Annotated in this window: 18 protein-coding genes; 7 read left to right on the plus strand and 11 right to left on the minus strand. The window is 72.5% G+C overall.

All coding sequences use genetic code 11. The annotated features are described in order from the left end of the window. Positions 1-133: 133 nt before the first annotated feature. A complete protein-coding gene (locus tag ABZ272_RS30455) occupies positions 134-1192 on the minus strand; it encodes an aldo/keto reductase (protein WP_355053381.1) in 1059 nt (352 codons plus the stop codon). Positions 1193-1259: 67 nt separating this feature from the next. Here ABZ272_RS30455 and ABZ272_RS30460 point away from each other — a divergent pair, with 67 nt between their 5' ends. Further along, positions 1260-1772: a hypothetical protein gene (locus ABZ272_RS30460; RefSeq protein WP_355053382.1), complete on the plus strand. Its 513-nt coding sequence runs from the start codon at positions 1260-1262 to the stop codon at positions 1770-1772. Between the two features lie 23 nt (positions 1773-1795). Here ABZ272_RS30460 and ABZ272_RS30465 read toward each other — a convergent pair whose 3' ends face one another. Further along, complete coding sequence (locus ABZ272_RS30465) at positions 1796-2308, minus strand: HIT domain-containing protein (protein WP_355053448.1); 513 nt, start codon at positions 2306-2308, stop codon at positions 1796-1798. Positions 2309-2484: 176 nt separating this feature from the next. On the opposite strand from ABZ272_RS30465, the gene ABZ272_RS30470 reads away from it, so the two are divergent. Further along, positions 2485-3213, plus strand: a complete 729-nt coding sequence (locus ABZ272_RS30470; protein WP_355053383.1) for a D-Ala-D-Ala carboxypeptidase family metallohydrolase — start codon at positions 2485-2487, stop codon at positions 3211-3213. 130 nt (positions 3214-3343) lie between these two features. On the opposite strand, the gene thrS is transcribed toward ABZ272_RS30470, so the two are convergent. Further along, the gene (gene thrS / locus ABZ272_RS30475) at positions 3344-5353 is read right to left on the minus strand and encodes a threonine--tRNA ligase (RefSeq protein ID WP_355053384.1); all 2010 of its coding nucleotides are present in this window, start codon (positions 5351-5353) and stop codon (positions 3344-3346) included. 206 nt (positions 5354-5559) lie between these two features. Between thrS and ABZ272_RS30480 the strand changes: the two genes are divergently transcribed. Continuing rightward, entirely contained in the window at positions 5560-6495 is a 936-nt protein-coding gene (locus ABZ272_RS30480) for a DUF1775 domain-containing protein (protein WP_355053385.1), read from the plus strand. 323 nt (positions 6496-6818) lie between these two features. On the opposite strand, the gene ABZ272_RS30485 is transcribed toward ABZ272_RS30480, so the two are convergent. Beyond that, entirely contained in the window at positions 6819-7787 is a 969-nt protein-coding gene (locus ABZ272_RS30485) for an ADP-ribosylglycohydrolase family protein (RefSeq protein ID WP_355053386.1), read from the minus strand. Positions 7788-7860: 73 nt separating this feature from the next. Here ABZ272_RS30485 and ABZ272_RS30490 point away from each other — a divergent pair, with 73 nt between their 5' ends. After that, the gene (locus ABZ272_RS30490; protein WP_074318485.1) at positions 7861-8550 is read left to right on the plus strand and encodes a response regulator transcription factor; all 690 of its coding nucleotides are present in this window, start codon (positions 7861-7863) and stop codon (positions 8548-8550) included. Between the two features lie 29 nt (positions 8551-8579). Next, complete coding sequence (locus tag ABZ272_RS30495) at positions 8580-9983, plus strand: HAMP domain-containing sensor histidine kinase (protein ID WP_355053387.1); 1404 nt, start codon at positions 8580-8582, stop codon at positions 9981-9983. A 330-nt stretch (positions 9984-10313) separates the two neighbouring features. Here the strand turns inward: ABZ272_RS30495 and ABZ272_RS30500 are convergent, their stop codons facing one another. Continuing rightward, positions 10314-11336: an adenosine deaminase gene (locus ABZ272_RS30500; protein WP_355053388.1), complete on the minus strand. Its 1023-nt coding sequence runs from the start codon at positions 11334-11336 to the stop codon at positions 10314-10316. After that, entirely contained in the window at positions 11333-12127 is a 795-nt protein-coding gene (locus tag ABZ272_RS30505) for a trans-aconitate 2-methyltransferase (RefSeq protein ID WP_355053389.1), read from the minus strand. Before ABZ272_RS30505 ends, ABZ272_RS30500 begins: the two co-directional genes overlap by 4 nt. A gap of 82 nt (positions 12128-12209) precedes the next feature. On the opposite strand from ABZ272_RS30505, the gene ABZ272_RS30510 reads away from it, so the two are divergent. Beyond that, the gene (locus ABZ272_RS30510; RefSeq protein ID WP_355053390.1) at positions 12210-13193 is read left to right on the plus strand and encodes an aldo/keto reductase; all 984 of its coding nucleotides are present in this window, start codon (positions 12210-12212) and stop codon (positions 13191-13193) included. A 94-nt stretch (positions 13194-13287) separates the two neighbouring features. Further along, positions 13288-13482: a hypothetical protein gene (locus ABZ272_RS30515; RefSeq protein WP_355053391.1), complete on the plus strand. Its 195-nt coding sequence runs from the start codon at positions 13288-13290 to the stop codon at positions 13480-13482. 114 nt (positions 13483-13596) lie between these two features. Here the strand turns inward: ABZ272_RS30515 and ABZ272_RS30520 are convergent, their stop codons facing one another. The 5 genes from ABZ272_RS30520 to ABZ272_RS30540 form a co-directional block, all read right to left on the minus strand. Next, positions 13597-13800 carry a cold-shock protein gene (locus ABZ272_RS30520; protein WP_011905669.1) on the minus strand — a complete coding sequence of 68 codons (204 nt, stop codon included), beginning with the start codon at positions 13798-13800 and terminating at the stop codon, positions 13597-13599. Positions 13801-14089: 289 nt separating this feature from the next. Next, a complete protein-coding gene (locus tag ABZ272_RS30525; protein ID WP_355053392.1) occupies positions 14090-14362 on the minus strand; it encodes a DUF4235 domain-containing protein in 273 nt (90 codons plus the stop codon). Beyond that, positions 14359-14721, minus strand: coding sequence for a DUF3618 domain-containing protein (locus ABZ272_RS30530; RefSeq protein ID WP_355053393.1), 363 nt, complete (start codon positions 14719-14721; stop codon positions 14359-14361). Before ABZ272_RS30530 ends, ABZ272_RS30525 begins: the two co-directional genes overlap by 4 nt. Then, positions 14718-15152: a phage holin family protein gene (locus ABZ272_RS30535; RefSeq protein ID WP_355053394.1), complete on the minus strand. Its 435-nt coding sequence runs from the start codon at positions 15150-15152 to the stop codon at positions 14718-14720. Before ABZ272_RS30535 ends, ABZ272_RS30530 begins: the two co-directional genes overlap by 4 nt. A gap of 285 nt (positions 15153-15437) precedes the next feature. Next, a complete protein-coding gene (locus ABZ272_RS30540) occupies positions 15438-16625 on the minus strand; it encodes a mechanosensitive ion channel domain-containing protein (RefSeq protein ID WP_355053395.1) in 1188 nt (395 codons plus the stop codon). Positions 16626-16663: the final 38 nt, after the last annotated feature.

Consider the following 16663-nt stretch of genomic DNA (forward strand, 5'->3'; position numbering starts at 1 on the left):
CCGCTGCCTCAAGCGCTACATCGCCCGACAGCTCTACCGCATCATCACCACCCACCACCGCACCGCCACTTGACAACCCCACTCACAGATCGGCGGGACGGGGCGAGGGCGGGGTGGGGCGAGGGCGGGTGGGTTACGGGTGGGTTTGGGGGTGGGTGGGGCGGGGCCAGTGGGGGCGGTCGGCGTCGCGGAGGGCCGCCGTGCGTAGGGCGGCGAGTTGGCGTTCCACCTCGACGAACTGCTCCGCCGGTAGCGGGCCGCGGTGCAGTGCCGCCGCGTTCTCCTCGACCTGGGCGACCGTACGGCAACCCGGGATCGGGATGGCCCGCCCGCTGCGGGCCCAGATCCAGCCCAGCGCGCCCTGGGCGAGGGTACGACCGTCGGCGGTCAGCGCGGCACGGACCGCGCCGACCCGGCGCAGCCACTCCGGCGCCGGCCGGCCACCGCGGAACCACTCCAGCCAGCCCGGCGTCAACCCGCGTACGTCGTCGCGGGGCAGCGTGGACGCGGCCGTGTACTTGCCGGTGAGCAGTCCCATCCCGAGGGGTCCCTGGTCGATGCTGGCCAGGTCGTACTTGTCGCAGACGGCAAGCACCTCGGGGGCGTCGCGCAGCACCGACAGGGCGTGCTGCACGGCGGCGGCGCCCGGGGCGGCCGGCCCGAGCGCGGCGGCCCGGTCGGCGCGGTCGGTGCTCCACCCGTACGCCCGGATCAGGCCCTCGGCGACGAGGTCCTCGCAGACGGCGAACAGGGCCTCCGCCCGGTGCACGGGCAGGTCGGCCAGGTGGAGCTGGTAGAGGTCGATCCGGTCGGTGCCCAACCGGCGCAGCGAGGCGGTGACGGCCCGCCGCAGGTACGCCGGTGACGCGTCCTCGCCGGTGGCCTGCCGGGTCGCCTCGTCGAATGTGTAGCCCCACTTGGTGGCGATCACGGCGTCGTCCCGGTGGCCGGCGAGCGCCCGGCCCAACACCCGCTCGCCGTGCCCCGCGCCGTACGTGTCGGCGGTGTCGAAGAGAGTCACGCCCAGCTCGAGCGCGCGGCGTACGGCCCGCACCGACTCGTCGTCGTCGACCGCGCCCCAACCCAGCGGCTGACTGCCCTCCGCCCAGGGGCCGGCGATCGCCCAGCACCCCATGCCGAGGGCGCTGACCTCGATGCCGCTGCGCCCCAACATCCGTGTCGTGACTGCCATCGGCCGATCGTGCCACCTCCACCGGGCCGGGGCGTAGCAACCACCGACCTGGAAACGCGGTACCCGCGTGGCGAGGGCGTACGGCATGATCGTCGCCATGCGACGGCTGGGCGTGGACATCGGCGGGGTGCTCATCGAGCCGGCCGACGACGACGCCGACACCTCCTTCTTCGGCGCGCACTACCTGCGTACGCCCGTGGTCGACGGCGCGTTCGACGCGCTCGCGGCGCTCGGGCCGGCGTTCGACGAGGTGCACCTGGTCTCCAAGTGCGGCGAGTCCACCGAGCGGCGGACCCTCCAGTGGTTGGCGCACCACGACTTCACGGCCCACACCGGGATCCCGGTCGAGCGGATGCACTTCTGCCGGACCCGTCCGGACAAGGCGCCGATCGCCCGGCGGCTCGGCCTGACCCACTTCGTGGACGACAAGCTGGAGGTGCTGGGCTACCTCGACTCGGTGCCGCACCGGTTCCTGTTCCGACCCCGCCCGGCGCAGGTCGCCGCGTACGCCGCGCTGCTGCCGCTCGTACACCGGGTCCAGAGCTGGCCGGAGCTGGTGCCGCTGCTGCGCGCCGACTAGCCGGACCGGCGCGGGCGGCGCGGTCAGGACGGCCAGGCGCGGGCGAACAGGTCGCGGGTGTCGTGCAGCAGCTGCGGCAGCACCTTGGTGCGGCCGATCACCGGCATGAAGTTCGCGTCGCCGCCCCAGCGCGGCACCACGTGCTGGTGCAGGTGGGCGGCGATGCCGGCGCCGGCGACGCCGCCCTGGTTCATGCCCAGGTTGAAGCCGTGCGCGTTGCTCACCTTGCGGATCACCCGCATGGCGGTCTGCGTGTGGGACGCCAGCTCGACGGTCTCCGCCTCGTCGAGGTCGGTGTAGTCGGCGACGTGCCGGTACGGGCAGACCAGCAGGTGCCCCGGGTTGTACGGGTAGAGGTTGAGCACGACGAAGACGCGCTCGCCGCGGGCCACCACGAGGCTCTCCTCGGCGGGCAGCCCGGGGGCGAGACAGAACGGGCAGCCGGTCGGCTTCTCGTAGCCTTCGGCGGGGCGGTCCTCACCCGAGATGTAGGTCATCCGGTGCGGCGTCCAGAGCCGTTCCAGGCCGTCCGCCATGCCGCCGCTGTCCGTGTGTCGTTCCGCCCCTGTCACGAGCCGATCCTACGGAGCCGGGCCGGCGGGCCGCGACACCCGTGACCGGAAACTCGCTGCTGCAACTTCTTGACGGAGTCGAGACTCAGCCGTGAAACTTCCATTCATTTATTTCATTAGATCGATGGATGGAGAGCTTCATGATCCGTCAGCTCGGCAGGATCCTCGCGGCACTCGCGCTGGCCGCCGTCACCACGGTGACCGGGGTCACCCTCACCTCCAGCGCCGCGCACGCCGACGGCTGCTACACCTGGGGTCGCACACTGTCCCAGGGGATGTCCGGCGAGGACGTCCGGCAACTGCAGATCCGCGTCGCCGGATACCCCGGTTACGCCGCCGTGCTCACCATCGACGGCGCGTTCGGCCCGGCCACCCGGTCGGCGGTGATCCGCTTCCAGCAGGCGTACGGGCTGGGCGCGGACGGGATCGCCGGCCCGCAGACCTTCAACCGGCTCTACGCGCTCCAGGACGACGACTGCACACCCGCCAACTTCAGCTATGCCGAGCTGAACAACTGCAACAGCACCTGGTCCGGCGGCGCGGTCTCGGCGAGCACCGCCCGCGCCAACGCGCTCGTCTCCATGTGGAAGCTCCAGGCGCTGCGGCACGCCCTCGGCGACGTACCCATCGCGATCAGCAGCAGCTTCCGCAGCTACGCCTGCAACAGCGCGGTCGGCGGGGCGTCGAACAGCCGGCACCTGTACGGCGACGCGGTCGACCTGGTCGGCTCACCATCGTTCTGCCGGCTTGCCCAGCAGGCCCGCTACCACGGCTTCGGCCAGATCCTCGGCCCCGGCTACCCGGACCACAACGACCACACCCACGTGGCGGCGGTCGGCGGTTGGTCAGCGCCGAACTGCGGCATCTGACCCGATCGTTCGGGCCGCCGCCCGGGGCGATGATCGCGCTCGAACATGGATGTAGTGGCCTCCTGGCGCGGGAGGCCACTACATCCTGGATCGAGCACGATCATGACGCGCAGCGCGCGACGAGCGGGCGCTACTGCGCAGCGGCGGACGGGCCGATGTTGGTACGGGAGGTGACCACGTCCAGGATGTGGTTCACCGCCTCGGCGGTCGGCACGCCGTTGCGCTGCGAGCCGTCGCGGTAGCGGAAGGAGACCGTGCCGGCGGCCACGTCGTCGTCACCGGCGATCACCATGAACGGGATCTTCTGCTGCTGCGCCGTGCGGATCTTCTTCTGCATCCGGTCGTCACCCGCGTCCACCTGCGCCCGGATGCCCTCGGCGCGCAGCGCCGCGACGAAGCCGTGCAGGTAGTCGGTGTGGTCCTCGCGGATCGGGATGCCGACCACCTGCACCGGGGCGAGCCAGGCCGGGAACGCGCCCGCATAGTGCTCGGTGAGCACCCCGAAGAACCGCTCGATCGACCCGAACAGCGCCCGGTGGATCATGACGGGACGCTGCCGGGTGCCGTCGGCGGCCTGGTACTCCAGCCCGAAGCGCTCCGGCTGGTTGAAGTCGACCTGGAGGGTGGACAACTGCCAGGTCCGGCCGATCGCGTCGCGCGCCTGCACGGAGATCTTCGGCCCGTAGAACGCCGCGCCACCCGGGTCGGGCACCAGGTCGAGGCCAGAGGTCTCGGCAGCGGTGCGCAGCGCCTCGGTGGCCTCCGCCCAGTCTTCGTCCGCGCCGATGAACTTGGGCGAGTCGTCGCGGGTCGACAGCTCCAGGTAGAAGTCGTCCAGGCCGTAGTCCCGCAGCAGGTCGAGCACGAAGCTGAGCAGCGTGGTCAGCTCGCCGGCCATCTGCTCGCGGGTGCAGTAGATGTGCGAGTCGTCCTGGGTCAGGCCCCGGACCCGGGTCAGGCCGTGCACGACGCCGGACTTCTCGTACCGGTAGACCGTGCCGAACTCGAACATCCGCAGCGGTAGCTCCCGGTACGACCGCCCGCGCGCCCTGAAGATCAGGTTGTGCATCGGGCAGTTCATCGCCTTGAGGTAGTAGTCCGCGCCCTCCAGCTGCATGGGCGGAAACATCGTGTCCGCGTAGTACGGCAGGTGACCGGAGGTGTGGAACAGCTGCGCCTTGGTGATGTGCGGGGTGTTGACGAACTCGTACCCCGCCTCCTCGTGCCGCCGCCGCGAGTACTGCTCCATCTCCCGACGGATGATGCCGCCCTTGGGGTGGAAGACCGCCAGGCCCGAGCCGATCTCGTCGGGGAAGCTGAACAGGTCCAGGTCCGCGCCGAGCTTGCGGTGGTCGCGCCGGGCGGCCTCCTCCAACAGCTTCAGGTACGCCTTCAGCTCGTCCCGGGTCGGCCACGCGGTGCCGTACACCCGCTGGAGCTGGGGGTTCTTCTCCGACCCGCGCCAGTACGCGGCGGCCGAGCGCATCAGCTTGAACGCGCCGATCAGGCGGGTGGTCGGCAGGTGCGGGCCCCGACACAGGTCCGACCAGCAGACCTTGTCCTCCTTGGCGTCGAGGTTGTCGTAGATGGTCAGCTCGCCGCCGCCCACCTCCATCACCTCGTCGGTGTCCAGGCCCTCGCCCTTGACCTCGATCAACTCCAGCTTGAACGGCTCGTCGGCCAGTTCGGCACGCGCCTCGTCGAGGCTGCCGAAGCGGCGGCGACGGAACCGCTGCCCGGACTTGATGATCTCCTGCATACGCTTCTCGAGCTTGCTGAGGTCATCGGGCTGGAACGGCTTGTCGACGTCGAAGTCGTAGTAGAAGCCGTTCTCGATCGGCGGCCCGATGCCCAGCTTGGCCTCGGGGAAGACGTCCTGCACGGCCTGGGCGAGCACGTGCGCGGTGGAGTGCCGCAGCACGTTGAGCCCGTCCGGCGAGTCCAGGCTGACCGGCTCGACAGTCGTGTCCTCGGCCGGCGCCCAGTCCAGGTCGCGGAGCTGGCCCTGCGGATCGCGGACCACGACGATCGCCTTGGGGCCGTTCGCGGGCAGTCCGGCCGCGGCCACCGCGTCGGCCGCCGTCGTCCCGGCGGCGACGACGACGGGGTCGGCCACGGCGGGGGTACGGGGTGCGGACACGGTGACTCCTCCAAGCAGTACGAAACGGTGCCGGCAGTCGGCTCCTGCCGATGCTATCGGGTAAGGAAGGGCACCTTATTCACGCCTCCGGTAGAGCAAGGTGCCCTTCCTAACGTTTGGCGTTGAACCTTTCGCACCTCGAATCCGAACTACCTGGTGTGGCCGGAAACCGGTGCCGGTCGCGCCGAGACGGATGGGGGCACGAGATGGCGAGCACGCACGGCGGTGGCCGCCCGGGGCGGATCGCGGCGGTGACCGCGCTGACCGCGGCCGGGCTGCTGCTCTGGCCCGCTGCGGCGGCGCAGGCCGCGGACGTGACGACCACCCCGACGGAGGCACGGCAGGGCGACGCCGTACGGCTGGAGTTCAGCGTGCCCGAGGAGCGCGCCGGCACGACGACCAAGCAGATCGAGATCCGGTTGCCGGCCGACGCGCCGGTGGCCGAGGTCTACCCGATGTCGGTCGACGGCTGGGCGCCCCGGATCGACTCCAAGACCCTGGACAAGCCGGTGGCGGGCATCCACTCCGCCGGGGTGAACACCGTGACCACGGCGGTGACGTGGGTCCGCGTCGGCCAGGGCGCGACCGGCCCGGCCAAGCTGGCCCTGTCCATGGGCCCGTTGCCGCAGGCCGAGCGGCTCACGTTCGAGGTCGTCCAGACGTACGCCGACGGCACCGTGGTCAAGTGGGCCGACGCCGCCGGGGCGCACCGCGCACCGGTGCTGACGCTGCTGCCGGCGGTCCCGGGCGCCGCAGGTGCCGCCGGACCGGCCGCGCACGGCGGCCACGGCGCTCCGGCTGCCGGCGCGCCGGGTGCCGACGGCGCCTCCGGCGGGTACGCGGCGGACACCTCCGGCGGCGGTGACGCGGCGGACGCCTCCGGCGAGGAGCCGGGCAGCGCCGACGCGATGCTCGCCGCCGGTCTGCTGGCCGGCCTGGGCGGCGGTGCGGCCATCGGTTGGCTGGTCAGCCGGTGGCGGCGACGCGACCCGGCGGAGCGGACAGCGCTGGCAGAGGTGACCGGCGCGACGGAGACCGAGATGGTGACGCCAACGTCGCAGCCGGACGGGACCGACGCGCCCACGGAGACGGCGCCCGTCGCGGTGCTCGCCTCGGCAACCACTTCCGCCCGCGCCGAATGAGGCGGCACGGCCGGTACCTGCTGAGGCGGCACGGCCGGTACCGGCTGGCGGGGTGGTCCATCGCCGGGCCGGCGATGGGCTGACACTCCACGCGTCCTTTGCTCTGCTTCAACCCGCGCAACACTCATGCCCCCGAACTGTTGCGCGGGTTGAAGCAGAGCAAAGGGGCCGTGGCACACCCTTCGGCCTTCGGCGGGCTCCGCGTGCCGCCGGTGAGGCAGGACAGGCAAACGGTCAAGGCAGCCAAGCGATCACGGCAGCCAGGGCGATCACGGCAGCCAGGGCGATCACGGCAGCCAGGGCGATCACGGCAGCCAGGGCGATCACGGCAGCCAGGCGGGTAGCGGCTCGCGGGCGGCGAGCCACGCGTCGGGGACGCCGCCCGGGGTGCCGACCCCGGTGTACGCCGCCACCACCGCCCCCGCGATGGCGGCCGTGGTGTCCACGTCGCCGCCGGCGCGTACGCAGGTCCGGATGGCCGCCGGGTAGTCGTCGAGGTGGGTGGCGGCCACCCAGAGCGTGAACGCGACGGTGTCCTGGGCGGTCACCCGGGCGCCATTGCCGAGCGCGGCCACCACGCGGGACAGCGGGCGACCGAGCAGTCCGACGGCGGCGTGTACGCCACGGTGCACCTCGGTCCCCGCGTCGACCATGGCGGCGACCCCGGCGAGGAGCCGGGCCGGGGTCGGTCGGTGGCCGTCGAGGCGGGCCCGGGCGGCGAGGGCGGCGGCCACCGCCACGGCGACCGCGCCGGCGATCCCCTCGGGGTGCGCGTGGGTCACCTCGGCCGAGGCGCGGGCCTGCGCGGCCGCGCGGGCCGTGGAGTCGGCGAAGTACGCGCCCAGCGGACCCACCCGCATGGCTGCCCCGTTTCCGCAGGAGCCCTGCCCGTCGAAGGCGGACGCGGCGGCCACCGGCCACGGGGTGCCGCTGCGGATCAACCGCAGGATCAGCATCGCGCCCGCGCCGTAGCCGCGTCGCGCGTCGCAGCGCTCGGCGAACGCCAACGCCAGCCGGTCCCGGTCGATGGTGCCCGCCGCGGCCAGTTCGGCGACGACCGAGCAGGCCATCTCGGTGTCGTCGGTCCAGGACCACGGTGCCGGTGGCAGGCTGCCCGCGCCGGGAGCGGCCAGGCCCGACGGGCCGGCCCAAGCGCCGGGCACGTCGTCGCCGGGAACGACGGCCGTGGCCGGCGGGGCGTACCGCTCGCCGAGCGCGTCACCGGTGGACAGGCCGGCGAGACTGTCCCGGGCGAGCGCCAGTCGAGCGTCGGCGAACAGGGTGAAGGACATCGTCGTACCAGCTTGCCCGCTTCCCGGGTACGTCGCAACGCGATCAACTTGCCAGGCCAAGTACCGTCTTGTCGTGGCCTCCGTGCTCCTGGTCGAAGACGATCACGTCGTACGCGGCGCGATGCTGCGGTCCCTCGCTGACCGTGGGCACGCCGTGCACGCCGTGGGCACCGCCCTGGACGCGCTGCGACGGGTCGCCGCGGAGACGCCCGACCTGGTGGTGTTGGACCTGGGCCTGCCCGATCTGGACGGCTCGGACGCGCTGCGGATGCTGCGCGGCATCACCGACATCCCGATCATCATCGCCACCGCCCGCGACGACGAGCAGTCGGTGGTCAAGCTGCTGCGCGCCGGGGCCGACGACTACATGGTCAAGCCGTTCACGGGCGCGCACCTGGACGCCCGCATCACCACGGTCCTGCGGCGCGCCGGACGGGCCAGCCGGACGGTGCAGCCGGCGGTGCACACCGTCGGCGGGCTGCGGGTGGACGTCGGTGAGCGCAGCGCCCATCTCGACGGGGAGCCACTGGCGCTGACCCGTAAGGAATTCGACCTGCTGGCGTATCTCGCCGCGCGACCCGGGCGGGTAGTGTCCCGCCGGGAACTCTTGGAGGAGGTATGGCGGCAGCCATCGGTCGGCGAGGATCAGACCATCGACGTACACCTGTACTGGCTTCGCCGAAAGATGGGCGAGTCCGCGGCGAAGCCGCGCTACCTGCGCACCGTGCGGGGGGTCGGGTTCCGGCTGGTGGCACCGGACTGAGGACCGCGCTGGCCCTGCTCACGGCCGGCATGTGCAGCCTCGTCGCGCTCGCGTTCCTGATCCCGCTCGGGTTGAGCCTGCGGGGGCAGACGCGGGACGAGGCGATCGCCGACGCGGCCCGACGCAGCGCGCTGGTCACCGGCGCGTTGGCGGTGAGCACGGACCGCGCGGTGGTCGAACGGGCCGTCGTGGCCAGCGGCGACGACAGTGCGGTGCGGCCGGTGGTGTACGGGTTGGGGCTGGACGAGTCCGCGGGCCGCGCCGGTGGCGCCGACCTGGACCGGGCCCGCGCCGACCGCCGTTCGCTGGTCACCGACGTCGACGGCGGGGTGGTCCGGCTCGACCCGGTGGTTCTCGGCGACCGGACGGCCGTGGTCGAGGTGTTCGTACCGGACTCGACGTTGGGCGAGGGCGCCGGTGGCACCTGGTTGCTGCTGTTTGCGGTGGGCGCGGCGATGGTCGGCGCGGCGGTGTTGGTGGTCGACCGGGTGGCCGCCCGGGCGGTGGATGCCACCCAGGGACTGGTCAAGGCCACGCTGGCCGTCGGTGACGGCGACCTGAGCGTCCGCGTGGATCCGACCGGCCCCCGCGAGCTGGCGGAGGCCGGGTACGCCTTCAACCGGATGGCCGAGCGGCTGGACGCGGCCCGCACGGACGAGCGCGAGTTGGTGGCCGACCTGTCGCACCGGCTGCGGACGCCGTTGACCGTGCTCCGGCTCGACGCGGAGGCGCTGGAGTCCGACGACACGAGCGTGGGGTCGTTCAGCCCGGCGGAGCTGGACCGGCTGCGGGGCATCCGGCGCATCCGGCAGGCGATCGTCACCCTGGAGGGCGAGATCGACGTGCTGATCAAGACCACCCGCAAGGCGGTGGCGCACGAGGCCGGCCCGGCCATGTGCGACGTCAGCGAGGTGGTCCGGGACCGGATGGTGTTCTGGGCGGCGCTGGCCGGTGACCAGAACCGGCCGCACCGGGTCACCGGCGCCCAACTGCGCATCCCCGCGCCCGTGCCGCGGGCCGAGCTGGCCGCCGCGTTGGACGCGGTGATCGGCAACGTCTTCCGCTACACGCCGCAGGGTACGGCGTTCGAGGTGGCCGTGTCCCGCCGCGACGGGTACGTGGCGATCCGGATCGACGACGCCGGCCCGGGGATCGCCAACCCGGACCGGGCGCTGCGGCGGGGCGCGAGCGACCAGGGCTCGACCGGGCTCGGCCTGGACATCGCCAAGCGGGTGGCGTTGCAGGCGAACGGCTCGGTCAGCATCGACCGGGCCCGGCTGGGCGGCGCCAGCGTGGTGATGCTGCTCGCCGACCCGGACGCCACGCCTCGGCAGGTCAACCGGTTCGGCCTGGTGGGCCGGATGGCCCGCGACGCCCGGGATCAGAAGAGCAGCGGTCGTCGCTGGCCCCGCCAGCGCCCCACCGACGACTGAGCGTCCACCGGCGGGCGGAGACCGCCCGACCGACGACTGAGCACTGTCGACCGACGGCCGAGGCCCGCCCGGCCGATCGGTTGACGGGCGCGTTCCGATCGGCCGGGCGGGCCCGGGCTGTGCGGTGGCGCAAGTCTTCCTTAGATCACGGTTAACGAGCGCGGTCAGACGCTTGCGGGCTGACAGGATCAGTGCACGAACCCACCAGTTCCACCGGCCAGCGCACCGCGCACCCACCGGCCGGTGGAGCCGTGCGCGCGGCGGGAGTTTCAGGTCCCCCCACACCCACGCTCCCGCCGCGCGCCCCGCTCACCCCGCCCACCCCGTACCTCAGGCGGCGTCGGCCACGTACGCGTCGATCTCCTCGATGATCCGCTGCTTGCCGGCCGGGTCGAGGAAGGACGCGGTCACCGCGTTGCGGGCCAGCGCGGCCAGCTCCCCCGGGCCCGCACCGAGCAGTCGGGCCGCCACCGCGTACTCGTCGTTGAGGGTGGTGCCGAACATCGGCGGGTCGTCCGAGTTGATGGTGACCAGCAGGCCGGCCTCGACCAGCCGGGGCAGCGGGTGCTCGTCGAGGTTGGCCACGGCCCGGGTCCGCACGTTCGAGGTCGGGCAGATCTCCATCCCGATCTGCCGTTCGGCGAGGTAGGTGAGCAGTTCCGGGTCCTGTGCGGCGGAAATGCCGTGCCCGATCCGCTCCGCGCCCAGCTCGTGCAGGGCGTCCCAGATGGTCTGCGGGCCGGTGGTCTCGCCGGCGTGCGGCACCGAGCGCAGGCCGGCGGCGCGGGCCTGGTCGAAGTAGGGCCGGAACTGCGGCCGGGGTACGCCGATCTCCGGGCCGCCCAGACCGAAGCTGATCAGCGAGTCCGGCCGCTCGTCGAGGGCGATCCGCAGCGTCTCCTCGGCGGCCGGCAGGCCGGCCTCGCCGGGGATGTCGAAGCACCAGCGCAGGTCGAGGCCGAAGTCGGCGGCGGCGCGCTTGCGGGCGTCCTCGATCGCCTCGCAGAACGCGGGCGCGGGAATGCCCCGCCGCACGTGCGAGTACGGGGTGATGGTCAGCTCGGCGTACCGGACCTGCTGGCGGGCCAGCTCCCGGGCCACCTCGTGGGTGAGGAGCCAGACGTCCTCCGGGTCCCGGATGAGGTCGACGACGCTCAGGTAGACCTCGATGAAGTGCGCGAAGTCGCGGAACTCGAAGTAGCTGGCGAGCGCGTCCGGGTCGGCCGGGACGGGGGTGTTGCCCTCGTGGCGGGCGGCCAGCTCGGCGACGATCCGGGGCGAGGCGGAGCCGACGTGGTGCACGTGCAGCTCCGCCTTGGGCAGACCGGCGATGAAGGTGGTCAGATCGGTCACGGATTCTCCTGTGCGGGGGCGCCGGTACGGGCGACGACGAAGACACGGCGGAACGGGAAGGACACCTGACCGTGCCGGACCGGGTAGGCGGCGCTGAGGCGTACCCCCAGCTCGGCCCGGAAGGCCGACCAGCCGGCGGCGTCCAGCGCGGCCCGGACGGGTCGCAGCGCGGTGCCCTCCATCCAGCCCAGTACCGGGTGGTCGGCGGCGGGATCGGCCGGCAGCAGGTGCACGTAGGTAGTCTCCCAGGCGTCCACCGCGCAGCCGGCGGTGGTCAGCAGGTCCGCGTAGTCGGCCGGGTCGTCGACGGGGTCGGCCCGCTGGAGCGGGGCCAGCTCGGCCCGCCAGGCCGGGAGACCGGCGACCTCGCGCAGCGCCCGGTGTGACGGGGCGTCGAAGTTGCCGGGGACCTGCATGGCGAGCCAGGCGCCGGCGGGCAGTTCGACGGCCCAGCGGCGCAGCAGCTCCTGGTGGCCGGGCACCCACTGCAGCGCGGCGCTGGTCGTCACCACGTCCTCGTCACCGGTTGGACGCCAGTCGCGCAGGTCGGCGACGGCGAACTCGACCGGGGTCGGCATGGCCCGCGCACGGTCGATCATCTCGGGGGCCGAGTCGAGGCCGACGACGCGGGCGTCCGGCCAGCGTTCGGCCAGGATGGCGGTGAGGTGGCCGGGACCGCAGCCGAGGTCGACCACCGCCCGCGGCCGGGCGGCGGGGATCCGGTTGAGCAGGTCGTGAAAGGGGCGGGAGCGCTCGTCGGAGTAGCGCAGGTACGTCGTCGGATCCCACATCGCGACCTCCAAACCGTACGTCCGTCTTGTTGACGGTACGACTCGCGTGGCAGCCCGGCAACCCGATCACTAGGCTCGGGGCATGGAACAGCGCAGCTTCAACCGGCTCGGCCGGACCGTCGGAGTGGTCGGCCTGGGCGCCTGGCAGCTCGGCGCCGACTGGGGAACGGTCAGCGAGGCCGACGCCATGGCCGTGCTCACCGCCGCCGTGGACGCCGGAGTCACCTTCCTGGACACCGCCGACGTGTACGGCGACGGCCGCAGCGAGCAGCTGATCGGCCGCTTCCTGCGCTCCCGGCCGGACGCCGGGCTGACCGTCGCCACCAAGATGGGCCGGCGCGTCGAGCAGCGGCCCGAGGCGTACACCATGGCCAACTTCCGGCAGTGGACCGACCGGTCCCGGGCCAACCTCGGGATGGACACCCTGGACCTGGTCCAACTGCACTGCCCGCCGACCGCCGTCTTCGCCGACGACGCGGTCTTCGACGCCCTGGACACCCTCGTCGCGGAGAAGGCCATCGCGGGGTACGGCGTCAGCGTGGAGACCTGCGACCAGGCGCTGACCGCCATCGCCCGGCCGGGCGTGGCCAGCGTCCAGATCATCCTCAACGCCGTCCGGCACAAGCCGCTGGAGCAGGTGCTGCCGGCGGCCGCCGAGGCCGGCGTCGGGATCATCGCCCGGGTGCCGCTGGCCAGCGGCCTGCTCTCCGGCCGGTACGACGAGCACACCGAGTTCCCCGCCGACGACCACCGCAACTACAACCGGCACGGTGCGGCGTTCGACGTGGGCGAGACGTTCTCCGGCGTGGACTACGCGCAGGGGCTCGCCGCCGTACGCCGGCTCGCGCCGCTTGTCGACGCCGATCGCACCATGGCGCAGTTCGCGCTGCGGTGGGTGCTGGACCAGGCCGGCGTCACCGTCGTCATCCCGGGCGCGCGCGACGCCGAGCAGGCGCGGCGCAACGCCGCCGCGGCGGACCTGCCGCCACTCACGGCCGCCCAACTGGCCGGCGTACGCGAGGTCTACGACGAGCTGATCCGCCCGCAGGTGCACGACCGGTGGTGAGCCGCCGACCCCGGGTGCTCGCGTCGCGCCTCCGAGACGACGATGCTGGAGGCCCGGGGCGGCGTACCGCCCGATCCGGCGAGGAGGGTGCGCGATGAGGGGTTGGCTGACACTCACCCTCGGCCTGCTGGCCGTGGTGATCGGTGCGATGTGGACGGTGCAGGGCCTCGGCTACGTCAGCGGCAGCCCGATGACCGACGAGACGCTCTGGGTGGTGGTGGGCCCGATCGTGGCCGCCGCCGGGCTGGTGGCGCTCTGGCTGGGACTGCGTTCGCGACGCCGCCTCTGAGCTTGGTCGCTCACGCGAGCGGCTGAGCGGTGGACGTGGAAAGCCCCGCATCCCGGCACGGGATACGGGGCTTCACTTCAACGAGCCCTGACCGGCGGGGGCCGGCCAGGAGTGTCAGAGGGGACGGACCTGCTCGGCCTGCGGGCCCTTCTGACCCTGGGCGATCTCGAACTCCACCCGCTGGTTCTCCTCCAGCGTGCGGTAGCCGCTGGTCTGGATGGCCGAGAAGTGGACGAACACGTCAGCACCCCCGCCGTCGACGGTGATGAAGCCGAAGCCCTTGTCAGCGTTGAACCACTTCACGGTTCCCTGCGCCATGTGTATCTCCTTCTAAAACTGGCGGCCGTGCACGCCGTGCGGCCGATTGGCCGTTTTCGAGCAGCGGCGTCTGAGGCGGCCCCCGCGAAGGAGACTTCTCTCAACCCACGCCATCTCGCAACAGCGTGGAACAGCAAATCACGTACGCAAAAAGTCTGCACGACCTGTCCGACGAATTTCTCCGACATGTGACCTGACGGATGACTCAGGTCGCTGGGCGGCGTTGCGACTCGTGCGAAAGGCCCCCTTCCCGTCGATGGAGGAAGGGGGCCTGACATCTATGCGTCGGTCAGTCCGGCCAGTGGCCGGTCATCCGGCGGACGCCGACCGCCCCGCCCCGATCCACGGCGGCACGGACCACCGCGAAGATGGCCCCCTGCAACGCCGCGGCGGCCAGGATCTCGCCCCAACCACGGTCCTCGTCGGTGGCGTTCGGCGCCTCGCCGTCGCCCGCCGTGACCTTCCAGACCTGCCGGAAGATCGCGCCGGCCACCGTACCCGCGGCGATACCCAACAACACGCCGACCGGCCGGTACGCGACCTTGCCGATTTTCCCGCTCACCTACGCCTCCCCCGCACGATCATCAGCACCACCACGGTGGCCACCGCGCCGGCGGCGATCGCCGCCCACGGCACCGGGTTACGTCGAACCAGCTCACTCTTCTCGCGGACCAGGCCGCCCTTGTCGTACGCCTGGGCGCGGGCCATCCCGGCGCCGCGCGCGGCCTGCCCGCGGACCCGGGCCACGGTCTGCGCCGCCTGCTCGCGCATCCGCTCCTTCGCCTGATCGGCGGACTCCTTCAGGCGGGCCTTGACGTCCGCCTTGGCGGCCAACGCCTCCATGGTCTCGCCCAGCTCCACCCGGGTACGGCGGATCTCCTCGCGCAGGGCCTCGGTGTCGCCGGTTCCGTTGCCCGTCATGCCCGTCCCCTGTCCTTCACGGCGGCGGCCACGGTGTCCACGTCGGCACGGAGGCTGCGGACCGTCGCCGCCGGCACCGGCGGAACCGCACGACTGACCTGCTTCTTGCCCACCAGCGCGAGGATGCCGGCCACCAGGAAGAGCGCCACCGCCACGATCAGCGCGGCGGCCCAGGCGGGCAGCACCAGATCCAGCAGCAGGATGGCGGTGACGACGAGCGCGCCCAGGCCGTAGAACGCCAGCGCGCCGCCGCCGCCGAACAGGCCGATCCCGATGCCGGCGTGCTTGCCCTTCTGGGTCAACTCCGCCCGGGCCAGCGCCAGTTCGTCCCGTACCAGACGGGATACCTGTTCGGTGGCCCGCTGCACCAGCTCGGCGGTGGAGGGCTCGCTCCCATTGCGGGATGTGCGGGCATTCGCCACGTCAGCCATGCTGTCCTCCTTTCCTCATCACCGCGCTGTATGCCCGGAGTCGCCGCCCGCCAATCCTAAATCCCGAGGTGCGGCGCACCGACGTCGTTGTCCGGATGCCGCGCCGACAAGCTGAGTGGGTCACCCCGATCACGGCCGAGACGTCCGGCAGCACATCCCCCGCGCAACCCCAACCAAACCTCCACAGACCCCACCCCTCCCATTCGTGGCGATCATGAAGTTATTGCCGGAACATGCCGAAGCGAGAGGCAATAACTTTCATGGACAACGGGGTGAGCGCGGGGGTCAGGGGCGGGTTTCCTCGGGGCCCACGAAGGCTTCGCTGCGGGCGTCGCCGTCGTCGCTGCCGCCGAAGACACGGGCGTCGTCGGGTGCCTCGGTGTCGGACGGGCGGCGGACCGGCCGCCTCGGCTGCACCCACTGCCAGGACAGGTTGCTGTTGGCGTCGCCCAGCTCGGTGCGGACGCGGGGCATCGCCGTGGGCCGGTTGTCCCGGATCCAGCCGACCAGGTGCTCGCGGACGAGGGCGCGCAGGTCCCACAGGCTGCCCGCGTCGGCGGCGCTGACCAGCGCGCGCAGCCGCACCATCCCGCCGGTGGCGTCGGTGACCTGGAGGACGCAGACCCGGCCGTCCCACAGCTCGGTGCCCTCGACGAGCCGGCGCAGCTCTTCCCGCATGGTCTGCACCGGCACGGCCCAGTCGACGTCGAACTCGGCGGTGCCGAGCACCGCCGCCTCGGTGCGGGTCCAGTTCTGGAACGGCTTGCTGGTGAAGTACGAGGTGGGCAGGATCAGCCGCCGGTCGTCCCAGATCTGGACCACGACGTAGCTGAGGGTCAGCTCCTCGACCCGGCCCCACTCCCCCTCGACGACCACCACGTCGTCGAGGCGGACCGCGTCGCTGAAGGCGAGTTGCAGCCCGGCGAAGACGTTGCCGAGCAGGCTCTGGGCGGCCAGCGCGGCCACCACACCGACGACGCCGGCGGAGGTCAGCACGCCGGCGCCGATGCCCCGCACGCTCGGGAACGTCATCAGCATCACGCCGATGGTCAGGATGACGATCACCGCGATGGTCAGCCGGCGCAGCATCACCACCTGGGTGCGCACCCGCCGGGCGTGCCGGTTGTTGGGCACGTCGACCCGGAACCGGGCGAGCGCGGTGTCCTCGACGACGATCAGCAGCGCCGCCACCAGCCAGGCGGCGCTGGCGATCACACAGAGCACCAGCAGGTGCAGCAGCAGCCGCCGCCAGCTCTCGCCGACGGCGTACCCGGTGGTGAAGCGGGCGGCGAACTGCACCGCGAGGACCGTGGCGGCGACCTGGAACGGACGGTGCGCGTGGTCGGTCAACTCGGTCAACAACAGGGACCGGCGGCCGAACCGCCGGGTGATCCGGTGGACGACCTCGACCAGGAAGAGGGCGACCGCCGCCGCGGCGAGCGCGGCGACGGTCGTTTCGAGATAGCTCTGCACGAGTGGGGCGCTTCCCTTCGACCGAGCGGCGGGACTTC

Source organism: Micromonospora sp. NPDC005979 (assembly GCF_040614415.1).
Lineage (GTDB): Bacteria > Actinomycetota > Actinomycetes > Mycobacteriales > Micromonosporaceae > Micromonospora.

What these genes read in the sequence shown, in the direction of transcription:
- ABZ272_RS30455 (WP_355053381.1), bottom strand. Translation starts at nt 1,192, where the DNA reads ATGGCAGTCACGACACGGATGTTGGGGCGCAGCGGCATCGAGGTCAGC.
- ABZ272_RS30465 (WP_355053448.1), bottom strand. Translation starts at nt 2,308, where the DNA reads ATGGCGGACGGCCTGGAACGGCTCTGGACGCCGCACCGGATGACCTAC.
- ABZ272_RS30470 (WP_355053383.1), top strand. Translation starts at nt 2,485, where the DNA reads ATGATCCGTCAGCTCGGCAGGATCCTCGCGGCACTCGCGCTGGCCGCC.
- ABZ272_RS30480 (WP_355053385.1), top strand. Translation starts at nt 5,560, where the DNA reads ATGGCGAGCACGCACGGCGGTGGCCGCCCGGGGCGGATCGCGGCGGTG.
- ABZ272_RS30485 (WP_355053386.1), bottom strand. Translation starts at nt 7,787, where the DNA reads ATGTCCTTCACCCTGTTCGCCGACGCTCGACTGGCGCTCGCCCGGGAC.
- ABZ272_RS30495 (WP_355053387.1), top strand. Translation starts at nt 8,580, where the DNA reads ATGTGCAGCCTCGTCGCGCTCGCGTTCCTGATCCCGCTCGGGTTGAGC.
- ABZ272_RS30505 (WP_355053389.1), bottom strand. Translation starts at nt 12,127, where the DNA reads ATGTGGGATCCGACGACGTACCTGCGCTACTCCGACGAGCGCTCCCGC.
- ABZ272_RS30510 (WP_355053390.1), top strand. Translation starts at nt 12,210, where the DNA reads ATGGAACAGCGCAGCTTCAACCGGCTCGGCCGGACCGTCGGAGTGGTC.
- ABZ272_RS30515 (WP_355053391.1), top strand. Translation starts at nt 13,288, where the DNA reads ATGAGGGGTTGGCTGACACTCACCCTCGGCCTGCTGGCCGTGGTGATC.
- ABZ272_RS30520 (WP_011905669.1), bottom strand. Translation starts at nt 13,800, where the DNA reads ATGGCGCAGGGAACCGTGAAGTGGTTCAACGCTGACAAGGGCTTCGGC.
- ABZ272_RS30530 (WP_355053393.1), bottom strand. Translation starts at nt 14,721, where the DNA reads ATGACGGGCAACGGAACCGGCGACACCGAGGCCCTGCGCGAGGAGATC.
- ABZ272_RS30535 (WP_355053394.1), bottom strand. Translation starts at nt 15,152, where the DNA reads ATGGCTGACGTGGCGAATGCCCGCACATCCCGCAATGGGAGCGAGCCC.